General features: G+C 65.6%; 19 protein-coding genes and 1 pseudogene. 15 read left to right on the top strand and 5 right to left on the bottom strand.

Translation table 11 applies throughout. From position 1 onward, the window contains the following. From ACFTZB_RS13240 to ACFTZB_RS13225, 4 genes and pseudogenes are all read left to right on the top strand, one after another. Positions 1 to 238: pseudogene (locus ACFTZB_RS13240) on the top strand (hypothetical protein); the annotation flags it as partial. 529 nt (positions 239 to 767) lie between these two features. Then, positions 768 to 1,145, top strand: a complete 378-nt coding sequence (locus ACFTZB_RS13235) for a J domain-containing protein (RefSeq protein ID WP_378432109.1) — start codon at positions 768 to 770, stop codon at positions 1,143 to 1,145. A 277-nt stretch (positions 1,146 to 1,422) separates the two neighbouring features. Then, on the top strand, positions 1,423 to 2,244 hold the full coding sequence (locus ACFTZB_RS13230) for an STAS domain-containing protein (RefSeq protein WP_378432108.1): 822 nt from the start codon (positions 1,423 to 1,425) through the stop codon (positions 2,242 to 2,244). Positions 2,245 to 2,482: 238 nt separating this feature from the next. Continuing rightward, the gene (locus ACFTZB_RS13225; protein ID WP_378432107.1) at positions 2,483 to 2,794 is read left to right on the top strand and encodes a WhiB family transcriptional regulator; all 312 of its coding nucleotides are present in this window, start codon (positions 2,483 to 2,485) and stop codon (positions 2,792 to 2,794) included. A gap of 502 nt (positions 2,795 to 3,296) precedes the next feature. On the opposite strand, the gene ACFTZB_RS13220 is transcribed toward ACFTZB_RS13225, so the two are convergent. From ACFTZB_RS13220 to ACFTZB_RS13210, 3 genes are all read right to left on the bottom strand, one after another. Continuing rightward, entirely contained in the window at positions 3,297 to 4,685 is a 1,389-nt protein-coding gene (locus ACFTZB_RS13220) for an NAD(P)/FAD-dependent oxidoreductase (RefSeq protein WP_378432106.1), read from the bottom strand. Positions 4,686 to 4,834: 149 nt separating this feature from the next. Next, positions 4,835 to 5,707, bottom strand: coding sequence for a GntR family transcriptional regulator (locus tag ACFTZB_RS13215; RefSeq protein WP_378432104.1), 873 nt, complete (start codon positions 5,705 to 5,707; stop codon positions 4,835 to 4,837). Positions 5,708 to 6,001: 294 nt separating this feature from the next. Next, positions 6,002 to 7,363 carry an MFS transporter gene (locus ACFTZB_RS13210; protein ID WP_378432103.1) on the bottom strand — a complete coding sequence of 454 codons (1,362 nt, stop codon included), beginning with the start codon at positions 7,361 to 7,363 and terminating at the stop codon, positions 6,002 to 6,004. Positions 7,364 to 7,835: 472 nt separating this feature from the next. On the opposite strand from ACFTZB_RS13210, the gene ACFTZB_RS13205 reads away from it, so the two are divergent. The 5 genes from ACFTZB_RS13205 (at position 7,836) to ACFTZB_RS13185 (ending at position 13,107) form a co-directional block, all read left to right on the top strand. After that, positions 7,836 to 8,963: an amidohydrolase family protein gene (locus tag ACFTZB_RS13205; RefSeq protein ID WP_378432102.1), complete on the top strand. Its 1,128-nt coding sequence runs from the start codon at positions 7,836 to 7,838 to the stop codon at positions 8,961 to 8,963. A 2-nt stretch (positions 8,964 to 8,965) separates the two neighbouring features. Further along, positions 8,966 to 10,099: an amidohydrolase family protein gene (locus tag ACFTZB_RS13200; RefSeq protein ID WP_378432101.1), complete on the top strand. Its 1,134-nt coding sequence runs from the start codon at positions 8,966 to 8,968 to the stop codon at positions 10,097 to 10,099. Continuing rightward, on the top strand, positions 10,099 to 10,620 hold the full coding sequence (locus ACFTZB_RS13195) for a Rieske (2Fe-2S) protein (RefSeq protein WP_378432100.1): 522 nt from the start codon (positions 10,099 to 10,101) through the stop codon (positions 10,618 to 10,620). Before ACFTZB_RS13200 ends, ACFTZB_RS13195 begins: the two co-directional genes overlap by 1 nt. Positions 10,621 to 10,775: 155 nt before the next feature. Next, positions 10,776 to 11,753 (top strand): PDR/VanB family oxidoreductase, encoded by a 978-nt coding sequence (locus ACFTZB_RS13190; protein ID WP_378432099.1) that lies wholly within the window; start codon positions 10,776 to 10,778, stop codon positions 11,751 to 11,753. A gap of 55 nt (positions 11,754 to 11,808) precedes the next feature. After that, positions 11,809 to 13,107, top strand: coding sequence for a PucR family transcriptional regulator (locus ACFTZB_RS13185; protein ID WP_378432098.1), 1,299 nt, complete (start codon positions 11,809 to 11,811; stop codon positions 13,105 to 13,107). Here ACFTZB_RS13185 and ACFTZB_RS13180 read toward each other — a convergent pair. Continuing rightward, on the bottom strand, positions 13,056 to 13,787 hold the full coding sequence (locus ACFTZB_RS13180) for an SDR family NAD(P)-dependent oxidoreductase (protein ID WP_378432097.1): 732 nt from the start codon (positions 13,785 to 13,787) through the stop codon (positions 13,056 to 13,058). The two genes, ACFTZB_RS13185 and ACFTZB_RS13180, sit on opposite strands and share 52 nt — an antisense overlap. 91 nt (positions 13,788 to 13,878) lie before the next feature. Further along, on the bottom strand, positions 13,879 to 14,757 hold the full coding sequence (locus ACFTZB_RS13175; RefSeq protein ID WP_378432095.1) for an NAD(P)-dependent oxidoreductase: 879 nt from the start codon (positions 14,755 to 14,757) through the stop codon (positions 13,879 to 13,881). A gap of 423 nt (positions 14,758 to 15,180) precedes the next feature. On the opposite strand from ACFTZB_RS13175, the gene ACFTZB_RS13170 reads away from it, so the two are divergent. The 6 genes from ACFTZB_RS13170 (at position 15,181) to ACFTZB_RS13145 (ending at position 23,871) form a co-directional block, all read left to right on the top strand. Continuing rightward, positions 15,181 to 16,353 (top strand): thiolase domain-containing protein, encoded by a 1,173-nt coding sequence (locus tag ACFTZB_RS13170; RefSeq protein WP_378432094.1) that lies wholly within the window; start codon positions 15,181 to 15,183, stop codon positions 16,351 to 16,353. Further along, on the top strand, positions 16,350 to 17,942 hold the full coding sequence (locus ACFTZB_RS13165) for an acyl-CoA synthetase (protein ID WP_378432092.1): 1,593 nt from the start codon (positions 16,350 to 16,352) through the stop codon (positions 17,940 to 17,942). Before ACFTZB_RS13170 ends, ACFTZB_RS13165 begins: the two co-directional genes overlap by 4 nt. A gap of 41 nt (positions 17,943 to 17,983) precedes the next feature. Beyond that, positions 17,984 to 19,369 carry an FAD-binding oxidoreductase gene (locus tag ACFTZB_RS13160; protein ID WP_378432116.1) on the top strand — a complete coding sequence of 462 codons (1,386 nt, stop codon included), beginning with the start codon at positions 17,984 to 17,986 and terminating at the stop codon, positions 19,367 to 19,369. Between the two features lie 4 nt (positions 19,370 to 19,373). Next, positions 19,374 to 19,907, top strand: a complete 534-nt coding sequence (locus tag ACFTZB_RS13155) for a gamma carbonic anhydrase family protein (RefSeq protein WP_378432115.1) — start codon at positions 19,374 to 19,376, stop codon at positions 19,905 to 19,907. Between the two features lie 32 nt (positions 19,908 to 19,939). Continuing rightward, positions 19,940 to 20,260 carry a WhiB family transcriptional regulator gene (locus tag ACFTZB_RS13150; protein WP_378432090.1) on the top strand — a complete coding sequence of 107 codons (321 nt, stop codon included), beginning with the start codon at positions 19,940 to 19,942 and terminating at the stop codon, positions 20,258 to 20,260. A 137-nt stretch (positions 20,261 to 20,397) separates the two neighbouring features. Next, a complete protein-coding gene (locus tag ACFTZB_RS13145; protein WP_378432089.1) occupies positions 20,398 to 23,871 on the top strand; it encodes a protein kinase in 3,474 nt (1,157 codons plus the stop codon). Position 23,872 lies beyond the last annotated feature (1 nt).

Raw genomic sequence — 23,872 nt, 5'->3', positions numbered from 1 at the left:
GCTCGTCGCCGATTCGGATCGCATCCTCGCCGACGCGCTCACCCCGCAGGCCGCGGTCCTGCTCGCGACGATGGCCACCGCACGGTCCGGTCCGTTGCATCGGCCGCGTCCCCGGTGTTCGGGGTGGCCGGTGACCGCTCCCCCGGCCCCGCAGATCCGGGCCACCCAGCGCTCACCACCCGGCGGAAGCGAGCCCACCGGGGCGGTGGCCGGGATGCGACTCGAACACCCGCGGTGACACACGGATCGACGGATGCGACCGGAACCGCTCGAGAACGATCACGAAAGGAGTGAGGCGACACCGCAACGAATTCCACGGACCGGTTCGACCGCCGCCGCGTCTCCGTCACCTGTCCACTACGCGGACACGGCGCGGCGAACCCCCGGCACACTGCACCGATCCGGGGCCGCCGACCCACCGACAGGACACACCGGCGCCACCACACCACAGCGATGATGTTCGGGCGCACCGCCATTGACGATGGCACCCTTTCGACGTCGGCCGCCCCGGCTCCGGCACCCGCCACGCACACGACGCCATACCCGCGACGAACCCCCGCACGCGCGGAACCGGCAGAGATGAACAGTGCCGCAGGCGGACTCGCGGCGCCGGCGAGGCCACCCCATCCGGTGACCCGGACGCGTACCCGAACGGCGGCCAGGGCCGCCGCATACGCGCGGCACCGACCGCCGATCCGACCACGCACGTGAGAGGGGCGTGGACACGCCAACGCCACGGAAGACGACGTGGCGAGGAATGTAAGACGATGAGCATCGACCGAGATCCGTACCGGGTACTGGGACTGACCCCGACGGCCTCCCAGTCCGAGATCGCCCGCGCCTACCGGCGCCTGCTCCGCCGACACCACCCCGACACCCGCGGACCGGGACCCGCGGACCCCGGCGCCGACGAACACCTGCAACAGATCCTCGCCGCCTATACCCTGCTGCGCGACCCGGGCCGCCGCGCCGCCCACGACCACACCGACCTCCTCCGGGGCGCTGACCCCGGCCGGCAGCGGCGGGCCCCGCCACCACCGGCACCCGACCCACCCCGGATTCGCGTGCGGATCGTGCCGCGTCCCGCGGCCCGCCGCATGTTCGGCATCACCGTGCGGATCGGCCCGGTGCGCTGGCACCACTGACCGGGCGCCCCCGTGCGTCCTCGTCGGACGGGGTTCGCGCGAGAAGGGCAGGCATCCGCCAGCCTCGACGCGACCGGGGTGGGCGTGGGCGCCACACCGGCGGGTGCTGTGCCGATGCTGGGGTTTCCTTCCGGCTGCAGGCTGATTACCGTCCTCGTCACAGGTTCAGACAGCAGCCGCCGAACTTCATCCACTGCGGCCGTTGTGCGTGCACCCACCTCCCTCCCCCACCGGCAGGGTGCCCGCTCCCCGACCGCCCCCTTTTTCGGGAGCGACCATGACCTACCTGCGATCGGTCATCGAAAGCCCACAACGCCTACGCCTGTCCCTGTCCGAGACCGCCGGCTGGGACCGAGCCGGCACCGACCACTGCCCTTTCACCCTCAAGATCGACGAACCCACCGGCGGTCCGATCGTGCTGCGCCTGAGCGGCGACGTCGACGCGGTCACCGCCCCGATACTCACCGCCTGCCTCGACGAAGTCGTGCTGCACGGCCGCAGCGCCGTCGTCGACCTGCTCGACACCACCTTCGTCGGATCCGCGGCCCTGTCCGCACTCGCCGAGGCCGGCCCCCGGATCCGCGAACAACGCGGCCACCTCACCGTCGCCGCACCTGCCCTCTGCGCCGCATCATCACACGGGTCGGCATGGACACCGTGCGCACCTTCGACAGCCTCGCGCACGCCTTCACCGCCGCCCACGGCGGGCCCCAATTGGCCGGCGGACCGCCGCCGGACCCGACCACCGGCCTCCCGCCCACGCCGCGGCGACAGACCCGGTGACCATGCCATCGCCGACCGTGCCCGCCCACCGAGGACCTCCCGTCACCGACGGGCCGAGCGCCCGCCCTCCCGCCATCCCTCCCCCGAAACCGTGGCCGCGCGGCATGTGACGCCCACTACTCCTTACCGATTTCATCCAGACGTCAATCAGAGCCTCGCTAAGCTAGGCATAACACCTCGACAGACCCATAGTCCGGTCAGCCACGAAGGTGTGGAGGCACCCCGAGACCGCCGCCTCCGTCGTATCCCCGATGTCGAGCCCAGGCATCACCACCCCACCCCGAGCGTGGGGCGCACCGGCCCCCGATACCCCTGATCGGTACCGCCCGCACTCACCCGCGCCGGCTTCCGCAGCGCAGCACCCGGCCACGCGATGAGCACCGCCACCATTAGTGCACCTCGCGGCCATGTTCGCCGAACACGACACCCCACCCCGTCCGAACCACCACGGACCCGAACCCTGCCGCACCCACACCGAGCGACGGTACTGACACCACGCACCACCCTCCCACCCCTTTCCTCACTGTCACCCACCCCGGTACCGGAAGAGATGCATGAACACACCCACACACCTTCGCCCGCACCCGCATACCCAGTCCGACTGGCAGCACCACGGAGCCTGCCGCGGCACCGAGACGCCCGTGTTCTACTCCCCCGAGGGCGAACGCGCCGGCGCCCGCGCCCGACGAGAACGGGCGGCGAAGCAGATCTGCCAGCAGTGCCCAGTACTCACCGCATGCCGCGACCACGCCCTCGCGACCGGCGAGTCCCACGGCATCTGGGGCGGACTGACCGAACGAGACCGCACCCGCCACCACCGCCGCACCCGCACACCGCACCGCCGCCCCGGACCCGGACCGCTGTGACCCCCACCTACCGCCCTCACCATCCATGTGATCACCCTCGCCGGGGTGGCGGACCAGGCAGCGTCACCACGCACCCGATCGCCGGCACGATCCGCCACAAGTACACGCCCCGCGATCCGTTGGACGAATCCGATGGGGCCGCGCACGGCGGCCTCCGGCGCGACCTGGCCGACTCGGCCCAAGCGACGAAAAGGCACCTGGAACTGGGCACCTGGACCACCGGACGGGACACGAGCGGGTAATCCGCGCGGATCGCAAACTCAGAGCCAAATACGCTGCCGGAAGCATATTTCCGGCGTGCCGGTAACGGAGATTATGACATTTCGTGGCGGAAGGGATTGCACCGGCAGCCCGGGCGGTCAGATTCAAAACGAATCAGATTCGGATCGAGTTCCGGACAGTGTGCCGTCGTTGTCAAGGATGCCGTCAGCGATCCAGTGTTGCCAGCACTGCCATTTCAGTACGAAGGCGACTCCAGCCCGGTACCGGCGGAGAGTCTTCATCAGCTTACGCGGGTGACTGGCTGATATCGTGGCTGCCCTGTCATCTGGAGACGGTGCAGTTGGCCGATCGCGTTTCGAGCGGCGACCTGCTGGTGGGTGATTGTTAGTTGGCCTCGCCAAGACCCCAGGAAGGTCCAGCTCCAGGAGAGAAGTGTGACAATACGGCTCCGGAAACCGACGATGTAGGCCACGTGGACAGCGAGCCACAGGAACCATGCCACTATTCCCGTCAAGTTGAGGCGCCCGATCTTGGCAACCGCATGGAAGCGGGAGATCGTGGCCATCGATCCTTTGTCTTTGTAGACGAAGGGTTTTCGCGCCAGAGCCGGCCTGTTGTGTGTGGCGGCTGTCAGCTCCGCCCTGATCTGGCGTGCGGCGTATCGACCTCCTTGGATGGCGACCTGGGCGACGCCGGGGAGTTTGCCCTGCGCGGCCATGTCCCCGATGACGAAGACGTTGTGGTGATCCGGTAGAGAGAAGTCGTCCTTGACAGCGATCCGCCCCGACTTATCGAGGGGGGCACCGGTTTGCTGGGCGAGTTGCCTGGCCAGTGGGCTAGCAGCGACGCCGGCCGACCAGACCTTGCAGACCGCGTTGATTCTCCGTTCGGTTCCGTCTGTTGCGCGAACAGTAAGGCCGTGCCGGTCGACGCGGGTGACCGCTGCGTCAAGTTGTATGTCGACGCCGAGTTTGGTCAGTGTGTGGGTGGCCTTTTCCCCGAGGTGTGATCCGAAGGGCGTCAGGATGGCTGGTGCTGCATCGAGGAGAATGATACGGCTGTCTCGGGTGTCGATGTTGCGGTAGGCACCCACCAGGGTTCGGTGTGCCAGTTCGGCTATCTGTCCTGCCATTTCGACACCGGTCGGTCCGGCGCCGACGACGACGAAGTTCAGGAGTCGCTCTCGTGCAGCTGGGTCGGTCGTCGATTCGGCAGATTCGAATGCTCCGAGGATTCTGCCGCGGAGTTCGAGGGCGTCGTCGATGGTTTTCATCCCCGGCGCATGCTCGGCGAAATGGTCATTGCCGAAATACGATTGTTGGGCTCCCGCAGACACGATCAGGCTGTCGTATGGAGTGAGTGTCGTCCGGCCCCGGTCGGTGGATCTGACGGTTCGGTCGCCCACGTCGATCTTTGTGACTTCGCCCAGTTGGACGACGGTATTGGGGTGCTTTTTCAAGATCATACGGGTCGAGGGGGCGATCTCTCCCTCAGAGAGGATTCCTGTCGCCACCTGGTAGAGCAGCGGCTGAAAGAGGTGATGGGTGGTGCGGTCGATAACAGTCACATCGACGTCTGCGCGGCGCAGCGCCTTAGCAGCGAACAAGCCGCCGAAGCCGGAACCGATGATGACGACTCGATGTCGCCGAGGTGAGGTGCTGGTGCTCATCTGGAGACCTTTCTGCCGATCTCGGCGGCGGCGTAGCTGGGTAGCGGGGCGGGATCGGGAGTATGGGGGGCCGATAGAGGGAGTCGCCCTCCGCGGGCGAACGGAGGGCGACAGCTGTGGCGCTCGGAGGTCCGAAGCGTTTCGGGGTATCAAGCAGCGCATAAGAATGTTTGTTGGGTGGAATCGAGATGATTCGCGATCATCGCTTGTACCTGTGTGTCGTCGTTTCGGTCGAGTGCGTCGATGATTGCGAGGTGCTCGTCGCAGACGCGGCGTTGCCGATGTGGGTTGGTGCACAGGGTTGCGCCGCCGAATCGAAGTTGGCGAATGCGGAGGTTCGCGTATGTGCGTGAGAGCAGGTCGCTACCGGCGGCGTCGACCAAGTCCTGGTGGAACCGGCGGTCAAGTTCGAAAAACCGCAGCGCCGCCGTATGACTTGCTCGAACGTTCACGGAATTCTGTTCGAGAACTGTTTGGCGCAGGGCGTTGATGGGCACGAAGTTCCGAGCCATCGCCTGGGCGGCCGCATGACCTTCGAGTACTCGGCGCAGGTCGAGGACTTCGGTGATTTGACGGCGACTCATCGGCGCGACGTAGACGCCTCGTTTCGGCATGACTTCGACGAGCCCCTCGGCTTGCAATCGAAGAAGCGCCTCCCTTACCGGTGTGCGCGAGGTCCCGAGAAGCGATGCTATGCCCTGTTCGCTCAGAAAGGTGCCTGTTGATTCGGGACGCTGCAGGACCTCGTCGCGAACATATCTGTATGCCCGTTCTCGCCCGGAGACGCCTGGTGCCGGCGATTGGGCACCGAGGTGTGGGGCACCAGGTGTTGCCGTTTCGATCATGTTGACCGCCTCGTGAGGTATGACGAATCCGTCGCTTTGGTTGATGGAGAGGCTCTTGGCTTGAACTGCAATCAATAGACCGGGGACCACCGCGCTTTCGGCGACATGAGGCTCGGGTATCCCGCTGCCGGACCATCCTGGTGCTGTCGAATGCCACAGTGTGACAAAATGATTCATTCCGATCGAACCGCCCAAGGCCGTCGGCACATCGCCGTGCTGGACTTCTGCTCCACCGTTCCAGTAGTGAATCCTGGAGCCTGGATCCAGGCTCCTTATAGACGGTAACAATGTGCGCTGCGTTACGTCAATCCCCGGTGGTGGTGACGCTCACGGATGCGGGGACGTCGCGGCAATTCACCATGAACACCTGCCCGAGGGCCCGGACAACGGGCATCCGAGCCCTCGGGTTTTCCCGGCTTCCACCGCCGAGCTCAGCCGATTCGTGATGTGCTCGGCTTTTCCCAGTGGGATTCAGTTGTCGGATGCGAGCCCGGCGTCGATGTCACGGTCCTTGGTTTCGGAGATGGCACTGGCACAGGCCACCGATATCGCCGACAGCACCGCAAGCATTACGCCCACCCAGATGCTGGCGTGGGTCGAGACGATCTGGGCGGCGAGCAGGGGCGGGATGGCGCCACCGAGGATGCCGGCGAGGTTGTAGCTCAGTCCCGCTCCGGTGTAGCGGAACCGGGCTCTGAACATTTCCGGAAGCAGTGCCCCGGTGGGGCCGTACGCCACGCCGTACAGGACCAAGGTTCCAGTGACCGCGATAAGGAACGCGATCGGCGAGCCGGTGTCGAGGAGCGGGAACAAGATCAGCGTCCACGGTACTGCGGCGGCCACTGCGGCGAGGATGATCTTGCGCCGGCCGATCCGGTCAGACAGGATCGCCGCCGCCGCGGTAGCGAGACCGAAGACAACGGCCGCGATCATTCCCATGCCGAGGATCATGGTGCGACTGAAACCGAGGTGGCCGGTGCCGTAGCTGGTGAGGAAGGCGGTTCCCATGTAGAAGAGTGAGAACAGGGTCGCCATCGCACCGGACGCGATGAGAATTTCTCTCCACTGCAGGCGGATGACCTCGACGAACGGCAGCTTCTGGGGTGTAGTGCTGATCGCCTGCTTCTTCTGCTGCTCCTTGAATACGGGAGTCTCCTCGACGGCCAGTCGCACCCACATTCCCACGGCGATGAGCAGAATCGAGGCGATGAACGGGATTCGCCAGCCGTAGGTGAGGAAGGTCGAACTGGTCGCACCGATGGTGACCGAGGCTATGAAGAAGGTACCGCTGGCGAGGAAAAACGCGAACGCCGGACCCAATTGCGGGTACATCGCCATCTTTCCGCGCTTGCCCTCGGGGGCATATTCAGCGGTGAGCAGTGTTGCCCCCGCCCACTCCCCGCCGACCGCGAATCCCTGCAGGAAGCGCATGCCCACCAGGATCACCGGGGCCCAGATTCCGATGCCGTCCTCGAAGAAGCCGAATACTCCGACGTCGTAGCCGGGCATGAAGCCGATCCCGACGGTGGCGAACCCCATGATGAGCAGCGTCCATACCAGGGTGCGCTTGCGCCCGATCTTGTCTCCGTAATGCCCGAAGAGGATCGCCCCTACCGGTCGTGCAAAGAACGCGACGGCGAAGGTCGCGAAGGATGCGATGGTCCCGATCGCCGGGTCCGCTCCAGGAAAGAACAGTGTCGGGAATACCAGCGCTGAGGCTGTCCCGTAGATGAAGAAGTCGTAGTACTCGATCGTGGTGCCGATCGAACTGGCTGCGGCGACGCGGCGCAGGCTCTTCTTCGTAGGTGGTTGCGACGCGGTTGAGCGGGCCACTACGGGCGAGGTTACCGGGTCGTTTACCGACTTGTGGTCGAGTTCTGGCACGAAAGATCAACTCCTTGGGGCTGGTAGCCCATGTGACTTCGTCCTCGGCGCGGTCGCCCCCGCGTCTTGTCGAAAGTTTCGTTGTGTGTGTATCCTGGACCCTGGATCCACGTAGTGATCAGGCTAACAATCCGTTCGGAGGACGTCAATGAACACACCAACCAGGTGCGTGGCGAACGGGAAGCGCTGGTCCGAGAGGGAACAGTAACCGACTCACCGCACACGTGACGACGATTCCCTCGAAAAGAACTGCGGCGTTGCAAGTTCCACTTTCGACGCCGACACACACTACTGCCGTGAAAGACAGCCTCCTGCCTTCACGCACCCCATTACTCCGGCACGATCCAGCCCCGTTGCCGGGAAAAGTTCATCCTCGCGACGAGTTCGCGAGCCATCGGAAAGGTTAGGTGGCGTCAATACCATGGTTGCCAACGCTGTAGCCGAGAATGCCAACGCCGTGACGCAGTCCGTCCGACCAGCAGTGGTGGATTGCGACGTGCACCCCATTCTGCCCTCGTCGACTGCCCTGCTCCCCTACTTGGACGAGTACTGGGGAGACCAGCTCGTCGCGGCGCTGTCCCCGTCGTACGAGCCCAATTACCATCCTCGCGGTTCTGCGATCGCGCAGCGTCCCGACGCCATTCAGGACAAGGAGGGCCGAGCCGCCACTCACGTGGAGGGTCTGGTCAAGGATGTGTTCTCCGATGGTTTCACCGATTTCGCGGTGTTGAACTGCCTGTATGCGGTTCAGCAGATCCATCAGCCGCGCCGCGAGGCAGCTCATGCCCGGGCCCTGAACACCTGGATTGCGCGGGAGTGGCTCGACCGCGATCCTCGTCTGCGGGCCTCGATCGTCGTCCCGATGGGCACGCCGCGCGCGGCCGCCGACGAGATCGCGTACTGGGCAGCCGAGGACAAGCGTTTCGTCCAGGTGCTGGTCCTGGGACAGTCCGAGATTCTGCTCGGCCGTGAGAGCAACTGGCCGATCTGGGAAGCCGCGGAGAAGGCCGGCCTGCCCGTCGCGATCCACATCGGCGGTGTCTTCCGGCAGGCGCCGACATCGGTCGGTTGGCCGACGACCTATCTCGAGTGGTATGTGGGCCAGCAAGCCAACCTCGAAGCGCAGCTCTGCTCGATCGTCTCCGAAGGCATCTTGCAGAAGTTCCCGGCCACGAAGATCGTCGTGTCCGAGGTGGGCTTCAATTGGCTCCCGCCGTTCTTGTGGAAGTTCGACAAGCTCTGGAAGAGTTACCGGCCCGACCTGCCCTGGGTGGATCGCCTGCCCTCGGAACTGATCCGTGAGCACGTCCGCTTCACCACCGCGCCCTCGGACGGGGCCGAAGAACCCGGCCGGCTCGACAGCATCGTCGATCGCATGGGCTCGGACCAGATGCTCGTGTACTCGAGCGATTACCCCCACAATCACCACTCCGGGCCGCGTGACATCGAGGCCGGAACCAGCGACAAAGCATTACTCGACCGCATCTTCCGGCACAACGCCGCGGACCTCTACAACCTCGTAGTCCCCAACTCGGGAAAGGCGGAATAGGGATGACCACCATCGAACACGCTACCCCTGGCACATTGAGCGCTCCTGTGGTCGACACCGGAGTGATCGACGTCGACATTCACCCGGTGCCCCGGGATGGACTGATCAACGGGTACCTGCCCAAGAAGTGGCGCGACCACATCCGCGAATACGGTGTGCGCACCACGAACGGTCTGCAGTTCATCGGCGAGTACCCGCAGATGTACGGCGGGGCGATGCGCGCCGATTCTTGGCCGGACTCGGGCTACCCGGGATCGGATCTGGGGCTCATTCAGAAGCAGCTGCTCGACCTGCACGATGTCCAGCTGGGTGTTTTGCAGTGCCTGGCACCGGGCGGGCAGACCCTCAACCCGGCATCCCAGGCGCTGAACCCCGAGCTCGGTGCCGCGCTGTGCAGCGCGATCAACGACTGGCAGCTCGAGCACCTGGTGTACCCGGAACCTCGTCTGCGCGCGGCCATCCCAGTCACTCTCGACTGCCCCGAGTTCGCGATCAAGGAAATCGAGCGGGTCGGCTCCGACCCCGGGGTGGTTTCCATCCTGGGCCTGAGCAAGACCCTCGAGCCGCTCGGCAGCCGCCGTTACTGGCCGCTGTACGAAGCTGCCATCGAGGCCGGTCTGCCGTTCCAGTTCCACCTGTCCACCGGTGGTGGGCATGCGAACACCGGAACCGGTTGGACGTCGTACCACACCGAATACCACGTCGGACACGTGCAGAGCTTCCAGTCGCAGGTCTTGAGCCTGATCTTGACGGGGACCTTCGACCGCTTCCCCGAACTGAAGATCATGTTCGTCGAAGGTAACGTCGTCCACTTCGCGTCGCTGCTCCAGCGGCTCGAATACCACTGGAAGACCCTGCGCAGTGAGGTCGCCGACCTGCAGCGCAAGCCGTCGGAATACATCCAGGACCACATCTGGGCATCCACTCAGCCGATCGACGAACCGGACAACCCCGCTCATTTGGCCGAGATGATCGAAGAGTTCTGTGCGGATAACGTTCTCTACGCGTCCGACTACCCGCACTTCGATTTCGACTCGCCGGAAACGGTGTTTCCACCGAGTTTCCCGAAAGATCTGCGGGACAAGGTTCTTCGCACGAACGGCCAGAAGTTCTTCGGGCTCGAGGTGACCGGATAATGACGAAGTATGTTGTCGCCAACGCGGCCGAGATCGAGCCTGGCCAGAGGAAGATCATCGAGCTGGAGGGCCGCTCGATCGGGGTGTTCAATGTCGATGGCGAGTACTACGCACTGTTGAACCAGTGCCCGCACGCCGGTGCCGCATTGTGCGAACACGGCACCATCTTCGGTGTGTCGGCGTCCGAGGGCCCCGACCAGATCATCGAATACGAACGGGGACGTTCCCTGCGCTGCCCGTGGCATCAGTGGGAGTTCGACATCCGGACCGGGCAATCCTGGTACGACCCGCGTAACACCAAAGTGCGCAAGTACGAGGTGGAGGTCGTGCCCGGTTCCCCGGAGGATGTGGTTGATCCCGACGGTGGGGTGCAGAAGGGCCCGCACGTGATGGAAGGCTATGCCGTGTCCATCGAAGGCGATGTCGTTGTCGTCGACACCAGCCGTCGTCGGGCGGGTACGCAGCGCAACAAGGTCGCCGCGGCGCCGTGCGCGGAAACCGAGTCCGCCAAGCCGGCGTAAGCGCTCGAGCAGTCGCCGCGGGCCGGGCGGTGAGTCGATCTCCGATCACCTCACCGCCCGGCACACCGGGACGTCGTCACGGACTTTCGTTGCCGTCGGCGACAACGACTGACCGCCGATGCCGGTCAGATTCCCCAGTCGATTCTCTTTCAGGGATGGCACCAGTGAAAACACATGTCCATAGCGGTGACGTCACCGAACTCGAGGCGATCATCGTCAGCGTCACCAACGAAGCACACGGAATCCGTTCCCTCGAACTCGCGCCCGCGGATGGGGACAAGATGCCGCGGTGGGAGCCCGGAGCTCACATCGATCTGCTCCTCTCCCCCGACCTCGAACGTCAATACTCCCTCTGCGGTGACCCCGACGACCACAGCACCTGGCGGGTCGCGGTGCTGCGGGAACCAGAGAGCCGTGGCGGGTCCGAGTGGGTACACGACAACCTTGCCGCCGGTGACCGCATTCGGGTGCGGGGACCGCGCAACAACTTCCCCTTGGTCGACGAGTCCGAGTATCTTTTCATCGCCGGTGGTATCGGTATCACGCCGATTCTGCCGATGATCGCGCGGTGCGAAGCCGCTCAGACGCCGTGGAGGCTGGTGTACGGCGGGCGTACGCAGTCCTCGATGGCGTTCACCAACGTCCTCGCCGAGCACGGGGACAAGGTGACGTTCTGGCCCCAGGACAGCTGCGGCATCATCGACCTCGAGGCCCTTCTCGGCACTCCCCAGGACAATGTGGCCGTGTACTGCTGCGGTCCCGGAGTCCTCCTCGACGCAGTCGAGGACCGCTGCCAAGGTTGGCCCTCCGGATCGCTGCATCTGGAGCGGTTCCGCCCGAAAGCGGGTGCTTTGGAGGGAGAGAACACCTCCTTCGAGGTCGAACTAGACGAGAGCGGCATCGTCGTCACGGTGGGCGCGGACGAGTCCATCGTGGATGCGCTCGAGGCCGCCGGGGTGCACGTTCCCACCTCGTGCCGTGAGGGAACCTGCGGCACGTGTGAAACCGTGGTGCTCGAGGGCACACCCGACCACCGTGACTCGTATCTCACCGAGCAGGAGAAGGAGTCCGACGAGGTCATGATGCTGTGCTGCTCGCGATCCAAATGCAGCCGGCTCGTACTCGATATGTGAGGCCTGCACGGCCCCGAGCGGCGGTCCGCGTTCCGCGGGCGGTCGGAGGACGATCATGAACGACGTCGCACTGCAACGCCTCGTCGACGAACTCGCCGAGATGCTACGTCGCGCAGTCGTCGTGGACGATGCCGAAGTCCGACTCCTCTGCGCCAGTAAGCATTACGGCGATGAAGATGCACAGAGAATTCGTGCGGTGCTGCAACGCGATGTGGGACTGCAGGCCACTCGGCACGTTCTGAGTCAGGGGGTGTCGGCGTGGACCGCGCCGGGTGTCATCCCCGCTCATCCCGAGCTCGGGATGGTGGCGCGGGTGTGCGCCCCGATTCGGCATCGGGGGTACCTGTTGGGCCTACTTCTGGTGATCGACGCGGACAGCGCCCTCACGACCGAGGAGATCACGCAGATCGAGCACACCGCCACCGATATCGGCGCTCACCTGTATGCGTCGCACCTTGCCGCCCGGGATCGGCGCAGCGCCCGGGAAGGGGCGGTCCGCAGTCTGCTCGGTGACCGTGAGGCCACGCGCCGGGCAGGTGTGCGGTACTTTCACGACCTCGGGTGGGTGGTGTCCACACAACAGGTCGTTGTCACCGTCCTCCGAGTGCTCCGGCAACCTGCCGACGGAGCGATCAGTGCGGCCCGAGCGCTGAGGGCGGCCCTCGACGCTGTCGGCCCCCGAACCGAACGGTATGCCGTCATGGTCGACGAGGACGCAGCACGGGTGGTGGAACTGTCGAATCGCGCCCACTGCGTCGAGGTCGCTCGCGAGCGGGCCCTGCAGCTGACGGAATCGGTGGAGCAGTTACTCGGCGCCGGCAGCCGGTGCGTTGCCGGGATCGGTGACCCCGTGACTTGTCTTGCCGATGCCTGGCAGGCGAACGAGCAGGCGAACGTCGCCGCCGACGCCGCCGCGCGACTCAATCGGCTGGCTCCGGTAGGAGTGTGGGCGGAGTTGGGCGCGAACGCCCTGATCTTGCAGCTCCCGATGAAGGCACTGTCCTCGACCTTTCTGCCCGCGCCTCTCGCACGGTTACTCCGCCCCGGCGAGCCGGATTGGTTACTGGAGACGCTGGCGAGTTTCCTCGACCATGCCGGATCCGCACCCCGCACCGCGGCGGCACTGCACATTCACCGCACCTCGCTCTATTACCGACTCGACCGGATCCGGCAGCTCACCGGTCTCGACCTCGACGACGGGGAGAACCGGCTCATGCTTCACCTGGGTGTCCGGCTGCTCGAACTCGCCCGCGATGCGGACCCTGCCGAGGTCTCCGTGCTCGAGCCCGCCGCCGGTACGGACTATCCCAGGTGGGATCCACCGTTGACGTCCAACGTGGTTCCTGTCAGGTAGGACGCGGCTGACGACCACAGGTACAGCACCGCGCCCGCGATATCGTCCGGGCTGGCGAGCCGGTTGAGCAGTGTCATCTCGGTCAACCGTTCGACCACCGCCGGGTCGTCTCCGACCATCCCGGTCGATGTCGCCCCCGGTGCCACACAATTGACTCTGATACGACGCGGTGCGAGTTCACGGGCCGCGCCCCGGGTCAGCCCGATCACGCCCGCTTTCGATGCGCCGTAGATCGAGCCACCGACGTACCCTCCACCGGTGTATGCCGCCACGGAAGCACACAGAACGATCGAGGCGTCCACATCGAGGTGGGGCAGGGCCGCCTTGACGGTGTTGATCGACCCCATCAGGTTGACCATCAGACACCGCTGCGCATCGGCGGGGTCGACCTCGGCGATGTTGGCGGGCAGCGTGATTCCCGCCGAGACGAACAGCGAACCGATCTTGCCTGCGTCGGCGATCGCACTGAACTGCTGGGCGAGTCCGTCGAGGTCGAGGACATCGCCCCGGCGATAGACCACATCCGGAAGCGGACTCAACGATTCCGGTCGCTCCGCGCTCAGGTCGACAACCGTCACGGCTTTGCACTGGTCCACGGCACCGCGGACAACCGCGAGGCCGATTCCGCTGCCGCCGCCGACGACGACTGCCTGACGACTCAGGAGTTCGGTGGTGTTCATTGATCTCTTTCATGTCGATGGTGGGTTGTCGAACGGAGCAGGCAAGATGCCCGCTCGCACCAAGGTGCAGGGCACCCGGGTGCGCGTGAGCTCATCGATAGGCGTCTTTGATTCGGGAATCGTCGTGGCGGCCGAGGCCGAGGTCGGCGGCGCGGTGAAATGCCGTGTTGGCGACATCGAGCAGGGGCAGGTCGAACCCGCTGTGGGCTGCGGCCGATCGCACCAGATCGCTGTCCTTGACGAAAATGTCCAGGGCGGTCCGTGTCTCGGAGTCGTGGTCAGTGAGCATTCTGGGGCCACGGTCGAGCAGCATCCAGGACGAGCCGGCGCCGCCCCCGACCGCGCGGTGGACGTCGTGGGGGTCGAGTCCGAGGTGTTCGGCGAATGCCAGGGCCTCGGCGGCGGCAACCAGATGGACACTGCACAGCAGTTGGTTGATCAGTTTGTACGATTGGCCGTCGCCGGGACGCTCACCGCACCGGTGGACGGTACCCATCGCCTCGAACACGGGCGAGGACTCGGCGATCAGATCATGGGGACCGGCCGCGAAAATGGTTAGGGCGCCTTGCTCGGCGCGGGGTATTCCCCCGGTGACCGGTGCATCAATCAACGCGATGCCGCACGCGTGCGCCTGGCCGGCAAGAGCGGTGACAACTGTTGGCCCCACGGTCGACATGACGATGCACACCGATCCGGGTCGCATGCGCGTGAACAGACCATCGCCGCCGGTGAGAGCCGAGGTGAGCTGTTCGGGAGTCGCCACCATCACGATCACTGTCGCCGAAGGCGACACCGCCCCGACCGACCGAGCCGTGGTAATGCCCTCCGCACGAGCCAACTCGCGCTGATGGCAGGACGGATCCACGGCGGTGACCCGGTGCCCGGCGCGAGCCAGCCGCACCGCCATGGGCAATCCGATCGCTCCGATCCCGACGACGGTGACCTCGGTGAGACTGGTGGATACGGTCATGATTCCTTCTCGTGGGAAAGGCCGACAGGATCTGCCGCCAAGGCCGGTGTCCGCGATTGATCACGGCCCGATGGGCGGCATCGTTACCGAAGTATGGCTCTCGCCGCGTCCGTCAGCCGACCGCGCCGGAGAGGGAAGGTTCGCCGAGTTGTCCTCGCTTTGTCGAAGTCTTCCTACCTGGGCTGGGGCACGATCACGCGGTGTCCCCGAGCCGGGGTCGAGGACCCGACCGCCCCGTGCACGAAGGAGTTCCGAGCGGTTCGACTCGCCGATCCGAGGGTCGCGGCGGAACACCTGAACAGCGGATTCCTCTCCAGAGAGGAGAGCGCGCAGCCAACTCTCGACAAGGGGCGGTCGTATCGCGTGCGGGGTCGGCAGATACTCGATTCCACCCACTCCCCCACTGCGGAGGCGTCCGAACCAATGCCAAATTTGCCCTCCATCGTCGGCTGGTCTCATACCCCTTTCGGGAAGCTGGACCGGCCGGACGTCGAAGAATTGATCGCCGAGGTGGCGGTTGCCGCGCTCGACGATGCCGGTATCGCTCCCCGCGATGTCGATGCCATCTACGTCGGCGTGTTCAACAACGGATTCTCGTCGCAGAGCTTCGAGGCCGCGCTTGTCGGAGTCGGTCACCCGGAACTCGCCCGCACACCATCAACACGAGTCGAAAATGCTTGTGCTACCGGCAGTGCCGCTGTGTTCAGCGCTCTCGATCATATCCAGGCCGGCCGCGGTCGCGTGGCACTGGTGATCGGCGCCGAGAAGATGACCGGGGTACTCGGCGCCGATGTCGGGGACATTCTGCTCGGCGCGGCGCATCGCCGAACCGAGGCCGGTGCGGGGAGCTTTCCCGGCATTTTCGGTCGGCTTGCCGAACAATACGGTCGGCGCTACGGCGACCAGCACGATTCCCTCGCCCGGATTGCGGCGAAAAATCATCGCAATGGGGTGCGAAATCCTTACGCACACATGAGGAAAGATCTGGGATACGAGTTCTGTGCGTCACCGAGTCTGCGGAATCCGGTGGTCTCCGGTCCCCTGCTGCGCACCGACTGTTCGCTGGTGTCCGACGGGGCAGCCGCACTGGTGGTCGCCTCCGCCGAGGTGGCCCGGACGACGCGGCGATCGGTGTTGGTTCGCGGGCGCGCCCAGGCCAACGAACCGCTGCCGTTGGCGCGGCGACAGGACCCGTTGTTCTTCGCCGGGGCCCAGGATGCTTTCCTCGGTGCACTGGGCGAGGCCCGGATCTCGCGTGAGGACCTCGATCTCCTCGAGACCCATGACTGCTTCACACAGGCCGAACTGATGCAGTACGAGGCGTTCGGTCTGGCCGAGCAGGGCAAGGGCGGGCTGGTCATCGACGCCGGTATCACCGAGCGCACAGGGTCATTGCCGACGAACGTCTCGGGAGGATTGAAGTCGAAGGGGCATCCGATCGGCGCCACCGGAGTCTCCCAGCATGTGTTGGCAGCGATGCAGTTGACCGGTGAGGCCGGGCAGATGCAGCTGCCGAACGTTCGACGGGCGGCCGTGTTCAATATGGGTGGCGCGGCCGTGACCAACTACGCCACGATTCTGGAGCAGACCCGGTGAGCACACTTGCCACTCGCGCGGTCAATCTCGCGCATACGTTGACCAAAACCGCCCGCCGTTTGCCGGACTCGACCGCGCTGATCAGTGGCGATCTCCGGTGGAGTTGGCGCGAGCTCGACGACGCAGTCAGTGCACTCGCCCACCTGCTGTATGAGCGTGGGATCCGGCCCGGACAGTGCGTCCTGATCCACAGCATCAATCATGCGGAGTATGTCCAGGCGATGTTCGCAGTGTGGAGGGTGGGCGCAGTGCTGGCCCCCACCAATGTGCGTTTGACCCCGGACGACGTCGCGGGGATCGCGCGGACGTGCCGGCCGGTCGCGGTGGTGTGCCACCGGGACTTTCCCGAGCATGCGGCGGCGGTGTCCGCGGAGATCGCCCTGCCCGCTGGGGTCCTGTGGATCGGCGTCGAGTCGGCTGACGGGGAGGGCGTCGCCGCGGCCGGCCGGGCCGCGCCGTTCACCGATGCGCCGGTCAGGGTCGGCGACCCGGCGTGGTACTTCTTCACCTCCGGGACGAGTGGCGCACCCAAGGCGGCGATCCTCACCCATGATCAGATGGGATTCGTCCTCACCAATCATCTGTGTGACCTGATGCCGGCCACGACCGAGCGCGATGTCTCGCTCGTGGTGGCTCCCCTCTCACACGGTGCCGGCATCCATGTGCTGCCGCAGGTGGCGACCGGCGCCGCCACGGTGTTGACCGGGTCGGGCAAGCTCGACGGAGCGGAGGTGTGGGCTCTGGTCGAGCGTGAGCGGGTGACCAATATGTTCACCGTTCCGACGATCTTGAAGTTGCTCGCCGAACACCCCGATGCCGGCGTTCGCGACCATTCCAGCCTGCGGCACGTCGTCTATGCCGGTGCGCCGATGTATGCCTCCGATCAGCAGCATGCTCGCCGTGTCCTCGGGGATGTCCTCGTCCAGTACTACGGACTCGGTGAGGTCACCGGAAACATCACCGTTCTCCCGCCGCACCTGCACGATCACCCCAGTCCGGACGGGATCGAGATCGGCACGTGCGGGTATCCCCGCACCGGTATGCAGGTCAGCATTCAAGACGAGACCGGACACGAACTCCCCTCGGGCCTGCAGGGCGAGATCTGTGTCTCGGGGCCGGCGGTGTTCGTCGGGTATCTCGACAACGACGACGCCAACACCGCCGCGTTCCGGGACGGCTGGTTCCGCACCGGAGACCTCGGGATCCTCGACGGTCACGGGTTCTTGTACGTCACCGGACGCGCATCGGATATGTACATCTCCGGTGGTTCGAATATCTACCCGCGCGACATCGAGGAGAAGTTGCTCCAACATCCAGGCGTATCGGAAGCCGCTGTCCTCGGAATGCCCGACCCGATATGGGGGGAGGTGGGCGTCGCGATCTACGTGCCCGCCCCCGGCACCTCCCCGAGCCCGGACGAGCTACGGCAATGGCTCGAGCCACGACTGGCCCGATACAAGCTGCCCCGGCACTTCCTGCTCTGGGACGAACTGCCCAAGTCCGGCTACGGCAAGGTCGTCAAACGCACAATCCGTGCCCACCTCGAGACCCTTCCCTGGAATCCGTCGCACACCGGGACGGCGTCGTGAGTACCGCAGACACCGCCCCGCCATCCCACCCCGCCGAGTTCCTGATCGAGTTGGCCCGGGTCGTTGGCGACGACGTCGTCACCACTGACCCGGACATCGTCGCCGCGTACGCCCATGACCAGTCCCGGCTCACCGAGCGCGGAACCCCGGTGGCAGTTCTCGCGCCGCGGACGACCGCGCAGGTCGCTGCGTGTATGACCGCCGCTCACCGCCTCGGCGTCACGGTCATCGCACGTGGGGCAGGCAGCGGGTTGAGCGGCGCCGCCAACGCCGTCGACGGGTCGGTGATTCTGAGCCTGCACCGGATGAACCGGATCGTCTCGCTCGCCCCGGCCAACCGTGTCGCGGTCGTTCAACCCGGAGTCGTCACCGGGGATCTGCGCGCCGCCGCGGCCGCTGCCCGTCTGTTCTATCCCCCGGACCCCGGCAGCATGGACTTCAGTACTGTCGGCGGCAACATCGCAACCAACGCAGGTGGGATGTGCTGCGTAAAGTACGGAGTCACCGGCGACTTCGTACTCGCCCTCGAGGTGGTTCTCGCCGACGGACGAATAGTGCGCACCGGTCGCCGAACCATCAAGGGCGTCGCCGGCTACGACCTGACACGCTTGTTCGTCGGCTCGGAAGGCACCCTCGGCATCATCACCGAAGCCACCATGCGACTGGTGTCTCCCCCGCACCCGGCCCACACCCTGGTCGCATCGTTTCCACAACTGGCGGGTGCCGGCCGCGCGGTGAGCGGCATCGTCGGAGCCGGGCTGACCCCGTCGATGCTTGAAATCCTCGATCACACGACAGTGCGTGCCGTCGATGCACTGGCTCGGATGGGTCTCGGGAACGACGTTCACGCGTTGTTGCTCATTCAGAGCGATGGCCCCGACGCAGCCCAGAGCATCACTCGTATCGAACAGCTGTGCCTCGATCACGGTGCATCGGAAACGGCGATCAGTGACAGTGCCGATGAAGGGGCACTGTTGCTCGAAGCACGACGCCTGGCTCTACCCGCCCTGGAACGGCTCGGGAACTGGCTCCTCGACGACGTCTGTGTCCCACTGACGAAGGTCACCACGCTGATCGAGTCGATCGAACTGATCGCTGCCCGCCACTCGCTCACCATCGGGGTTTTCGGCCACGCCGGCGACGGCAACCTGCATCCGACCATCATCTACGACGAACACGATGCCACCAGCCGTGACTCCGCGTTCGCGGCGTTCAACGACATCACCCGCTGCGCTCTCGATCTCGGCGGCACGGTGACCGGCGAACACGGTGTCGGCCGGCTCAAGAAGCAGTGGCTGGCTGCCGAATTGGGTGCCACCGCATTAGATGTCCATCTCTCGGTCAAGCGTGCGCTCGACCCACGGAACGTCCTCAATCCGTCCGCGGTATTCGACACCGCCCGGATCCCCGCAACCGAAAGTTCGTGAATTGATGATTCTCGCAATCGACTCTGCCATCCCTGAGATCGGTGAAAAGACCTGGATCGCACCGTCCGCCGTCGTGATCGGCGCCGCCACCATCGGGTGCGAGGTCGGCATCTGGTACAACGCCGTGATCCGCGCCGACACCACCTCGATCACCATAGGTGACCGCACCAACATTCAAGATGGTTGCGTGGTCCACGCCGATCCCGGCAGCCCGGCCCACATCGGTTCCGGCGTGTCTGTCGGCCACAATGCCACCCTTCACGGCTGCACCGTCGGCGACAACGTCCTCATCGGCATGGGCGCAACCGTTCTGAACGGCGCGCAGATCGGCCCAGACAGCCTGGTAGCCGCCGGCGCCCTGGTACCGGAAAGGATGGCCGTGCCACCACGATCTCTGGTGGCCGGTGTGCCCGCCAAGGTTCGCCGCGAACTCACCGACGCAGAAGTCGATCACATTCGTTCCAACGCCGAGGGGTACCTGACCGCCCGCCAGACCCATGCCGCCGTCCACGCCGCGGCCGGCGCGGCCGTGAGGTAAGACGCGCGAATCCGCGCAGGAAGGCGTGAGAGGTGACGACACGAGCGGTAGCCGCCGGGGGCCGCGCATCCCTCCGCGCGCACACCGACCAGTGGGACTGGCAGCTCAGGGCCCGCTGCCGGTCACTGGGTACCGAAACGTTTTTCGGTACCGACGACGAGACGACCGGCGCGCGAATCCGGCGTGAGCACGATGCGCGTGCCATCTGCGCGACATGCCCGGTCAGGCTCATATGCCGTAACCACGCTTTGGAGATCGGCGAGTCGTACGGGGTCTGGGGTGGCACGTCCGCCACCGAGCGGGCCCAATTGGCGAAGGCCTGCACCGTAGTAGCCGCACCCGGTGCTCAGTAGGTTCCCACGGCCGTGGGTACGGGCAGCGGGATCGTGCCACACCGCTCGGCTCCAGGGATACGCTCGACTGTGACAGCCGAGAGGTGACTGGATGTACGCGCAGACACGGACGAACCACCCGGAGTGCGGGGCCCGTCATGGCCGACAACGATCCGGCAGCCACCCAGCGTGAGCGCGCCGGCGCGCTCACGGAGGAGCTGCGGGTCGCCGGCTTCCACGACGCCGAGGTGATCGGCAGCGGAGGATTTGGCACCGTGTTCCGCTGTCGTCAGCCCACGCTCGATCGGGTCGTCGCGGTCAAGGTGTTGACCACAGGGTTGGAAGCGAGCAACCGCGACCGGTTCCTGCGGGAACAACGCGCGATGGGACGGGTGTCGGGGCACCCGCACATCGTGACGGTCTTCGAGGTCGGGGTTCTCGACAGCGGTCGCCCGTACATCGTGATGCAGTACCACCCCGACGACTCCCTCGATGCCCGGATCCGCGCCCTTGGTCCGCTTCCGTGGCCCGAGGTTCTCGCGCTCGGGGTGAAGATAGCCGGCGCGCTCGCGACTGCGCACCGGGTCGGCACCTTGCATCGCGACATCAAACCGGCGAACATTCTGCTCACCGATTACGGCGAGCCTCAACTGACGGATTTCGGTGTCGCCCGCATCGCTGGCGGTTTTGAAACCACCACCGGGGTCATCACCGGTTCGCCCGCCTACACCGCACCGGAGGTGCTCCGCGGCGACCCCTCTACCCCCGAATCCGATATCTACGGGCTCGGCGCCACCTTGTTCTGCGCGCTCACCGGGCACGCCGCCTTCGAACGTCGGAACGGTGAACAGTTGGTCGCCCAACTCGTGCGTATCACCTCCGATCCCTTTCCCGCTCTGCGCGGACAGGACATCCCCGACGACGTCTGCGGCTGCATCGAACAGGCAATGGCCCGCGAGGGTGCGGTGCGCCCGTCCTCCGCCGCAGCGTTCGGCGACCTCTTACGCAGCACCCAAGGGGCTCACGGGCTGCCGGTCGACGACATGGCACTGGCAATCGAACCCGAGACGCACTTCACCCACGGGCCGGCGGACCCGGACCCCGCGCCTTCCCTGCGGAAGGCATATCAGGGTGCGGTTACGACCGCACCACCTGCACCGGCGATCCGCTTCCGGCCGCCGCGTGCGGTACGGCCGCTGGTCGAGCGATCGAGATTGATCGACATGCTCGACACCAGCCGTCGCCGTCAGCTGACCCTCATCCACGGTCCGGCGGGTTTCGGGAAGAGCACGCTGGCCGCGCAGTGGGGTGAGTTCCTGACCGCGGGCGGAACCTCCGTTGCCTGGCTGACCATCGATCACGACGACAACAACGTCGTGTGGTTTCTGACCCATGTCATCGAGGCGGTCCGCAAGACTCGACCGAACATGGCGCGGGAGCTGAGCGAGACACTCGAGCACCACGGCGCCGACGCCGAACAATACGTCCTGGCCGAGTTGATCGACCAGATTCATGCCGCCGGTGAACCGTTGGTGCTGATACTCGACGACTGGCACCGCGTCACCGATCCCTCGACTATCGGGGCGATGGAATTTCTCCTCGACCACGGTTGCCACCACCTGCAAACGGTCATCACCAGTCGAACACAATCCGGCATTCCGGCCAGCCGCATGCGGGTTCGCGACGAGCTGGTCGAGATCGATTCGACGGCACTGCGGTTCGACGAGGATGAAGCGCGCGCTTTGCTTCGCGATGTCAGTGGGCTCACCCTCGGCGATGTGGCGGTCACCGATCTCACCCAAGTCACCGAAGGCTGGGTGGCGGCGCTGCAGCTGGCGACCTTGTCGCTGCGTAACTGCGATGACCCGGACGATCTGATCGCCCACTTGTCCGGCCGGCATCGCACCATCGGCGACTATCTCGCCCAGAACGTCCTCGACGCCCTCCGGCCAGAGCTACTCGAATTCATGCTGGCCACCTCGGTCGCCACCACGATCAGCGGAGAGCTGGCAGCCGAGCTGGCGGGGACGAGAGCGGGTCACGCGCAGGCGATGCTCGAGGAGATCGAACGATGCGATTTGTTTCTCCGTCGCCTCGACGACGACGGGCGATGGTTCCGATACCACCATTTGTTCGCAGAATTCCTCCAGCAACGCCTCGAACGTGACCATCCGGGGCGGGTCGAACAGCTGCACGCCGTCGCCGGGCGGTGGTTCGGCGAGCACCGATTTCTCAATGCTGCCGTCAATCACTTTCTCGCCGCCGGGGACCCGGAGTCCGCGGCGGAGATCATCGAGAGCGACGGCGGCCAACTACTCGAAGATTCCCAGATCTCCACCCTCCGGGGTCTGGTCGAGAAGCTTCCCCCGGAGATGGTCGACGCCCGTCCCCGTCTTCAACTCGCGGTGGCGTGGGCAAACAGTCTGCTCCATCGACCGGACGCGATGCATCACGCACTCGAACGTGCCGAAGCTGCACTGTCGAGCTCCTCGCTCACCGAAACCCAGATCGCCGATCTCCGCACCGAAGCTGTGGTGGTGAAGGGGGTAGCGGAGATCCGCGCCGACCGCATCGAGGGCCTCGACGAACTCGTCGCGGTCTGCCAGGCCCGACCGGACACTCTGCGGCCCTGGGTCGCGTCCGTCGCAGCGAATGTCGCAACTTTCGGAGCCATTTATCACTTCGACTTCGGTGCCGCCCGCCGATTCCAGCAATGGGCCCAGCCCTACCACCAACGGAACCGCGGTCCGTACAACGTGGTGCAGGGCTTGTGCTGTCTCGGACTTGCCGATCACGAGGAACTCGACCTCGACAGCGCCGAGGATCATTTTCGGGCCGCCCTGCGCGTCGCCCGCCGGGCCGGCGGCCTCCAGTCGCACGCCGCTCGCCTCGCCGGAAGCCTTCTCGGTCAGATCCACTACGAGCGCGGTGACATCGCGCAGGCCGAGCGTCTCCTCGACGAGGGGTATCAGCTGGGGGCTGAGGCCGGAATCGTTGATTTCAAACTTGCCCGGTACGTGACCGGAGGCCTGATCAAGGCGCTGCGAGGAGATCGGGGCGAGGCGCTGAGTCGACTGAAAGAGGGTGCGCGCATAGCTCGTTCGATGGCGCTGCCCCGGTTGCAGGCCGCCGTGGACCAGGAGATGGTGCGCCTGGGTTTCGCGGACGCACCGGGCGCCATCCTACGGCCGCGGGGGCCCCACGTTCCGCTGCACGGAATCGCGGCGATCATCGCGCAGATCAGCGACGCCACCCTCATCCGCGCCCAGCTTCGGCCTACCGCCACCGCTGACCAGGTCGATCTCGCCTGTCAATGGGCTCGGCAATGGACTGAGGATCTCGAGAGGCAGGGCCGGCCCCGTGCGCTGCTTCACGCGCGGCGGCTGTATTTGGCGACTCTGATCCGGGCCGGCAGGACCGCGGAAGCAAAGGAACTGTGCACCGCGATAGCCGCCGCATGCCTGCCGGTGGGCATGGTGCGGTTCCTACCCGACGGCGGCCCAGGGATCGCGGAGTTGGTGGCCGAGCTGCGTGGTGATTTAGCCGAAGGCCGGTGGTTGCCGACCTGGTCGCCGGTAACCCGGGACTTCCTCGACCAGATGGCCGGGGCGGAGTCCGTGTATCAGTTGTGAA

Source organism: Rhodococcus sp. NPDC057014 (genome assembly GCF_042673295.1).
GTDB lineage: Bacteria > Actinomycetota > Actinomycetes > Mycobacteriales > Mycobacteriaceae > Rhodococcus_F.
Note: the sequence above shows the minus strand (reverse complement) of the source record. Positions and strands in the feature narration are given on the sequence as shown.

What these genes read in the sequence shown, in the direction of transcription:
- ACFTZB_RS13200 (WP_378432101.1), top strand. Translation starts at nt 8,966, where the DNA reads ATGACCACCATCGAACACGCTACCCCTGGCACATTGAGCGCTCCTGTG.
- ACFTZB_RS13230 (WP_378432108.1), top strand. Translation starts at nt 1,423, where the DNA reads ATGACCTACCTGCGATCGGTCATCGAAAGCCCACAACGCCTACGCCTG.
- ACFTZB_RS13170 (WP_378432094.1), top strand. Translation starts at nt 15,181, where the DNA reads ATGCCAAATTTGCCCTCCATCGTCGGCTGGTCTCATACCCCTTTCGGG.
- ACFTZB_RS13235 (WP_378432109.1), top strand. Translation starts at nt 768, where the DNA reads ATGAGCATCGACCGAGATCCGTACCGGGTACTGGGACTGACCCCGACG.
- ACFTZB_RS13220 (WP_378432106.1), bottom strand. Translation starts at nt 4,685, where the DNA reads ATGAGCACCAGCACCTCACCTCGGCGACATCGAGTCGTCATCATCGGT.
- ACFTZB_RS13145 (WP_378432089.1), top strand. Translation starts at nt 20,398, where the DNA reads ATGGCCGACAACGATCCGGCAGCCACCCAGCGTGAGCGCGCCGGCGCG.
- ACFTZB_RS13180 (WP_378432097.1), bottom strand. Translation starts at nt 13,787, where the DNA reads ATGAACACCACCGAACTCCTGAGTCGTCAGGCAGTCGTCGTCGGCGGC.
- ACFTZB_RS13190 (WP_378432099.1), top strand. Translation starts at nt 10,776, where the DNA reads ATGGCACCAGTGAAAACACATGTCCATAGCGGTGACGTCACCGAACTC.
- ACFTZB_RS13205 (WP_378432102.1), top strand. Translation starts at nt 7,836, where the DNA reads ATGGTTGCCAACGCTGTAGCCGAGAATGCCAACGCCGTGACGCAGTCC.
- ACFTZB_RS13215 (WP_378432104.1), bottom strand. Translation starts at nt 5,707, where the DNA reads ATGAATCATTTTGTCACACTGTGGCATTCGACAGCACCAGGATGGTCC.
- ACFTZB_RS13195 (WP_378432100.1), top strand. Translation starts at nt 10,099, where the DNA reads ATGACGAAGTATGTTGTCGCCAACGCGGCCGAGATCGAGCCTGGCCAG.
- ACFTZB_RS13175 (WP_378432095.1), bottom strand. Translation starts at nt 14,757, where the DNA reads ATGACCGTATCCACCAGTCTCACCGAGGTCACCGTCGTCGGGATCGGA.
- ACFTZB_RS13155 (WP_378432115.1), top strand. Translation starts at nt 19,374, where the DNA reads ATGATTCTCGCAATCGACTCTGCCATCCCTGAGATCGGTGAAAAGACC.
- ACFTZB_RS13225 (WP_378432107.1), top strand. Translation starts at nt 2,483, where the DNA reads ATGAACACACCCACACACCTTCGCCCGCACCCGCATACCCAGTCCGAC.
- ACFTZB_RS13185 (WP_378432098.1), top strand. Translation starts at nt 11,809, where the DNA reads ATGAACGACGTCGCACTGCAACGCCTCGTCGACGAACTCGCCGAGATG.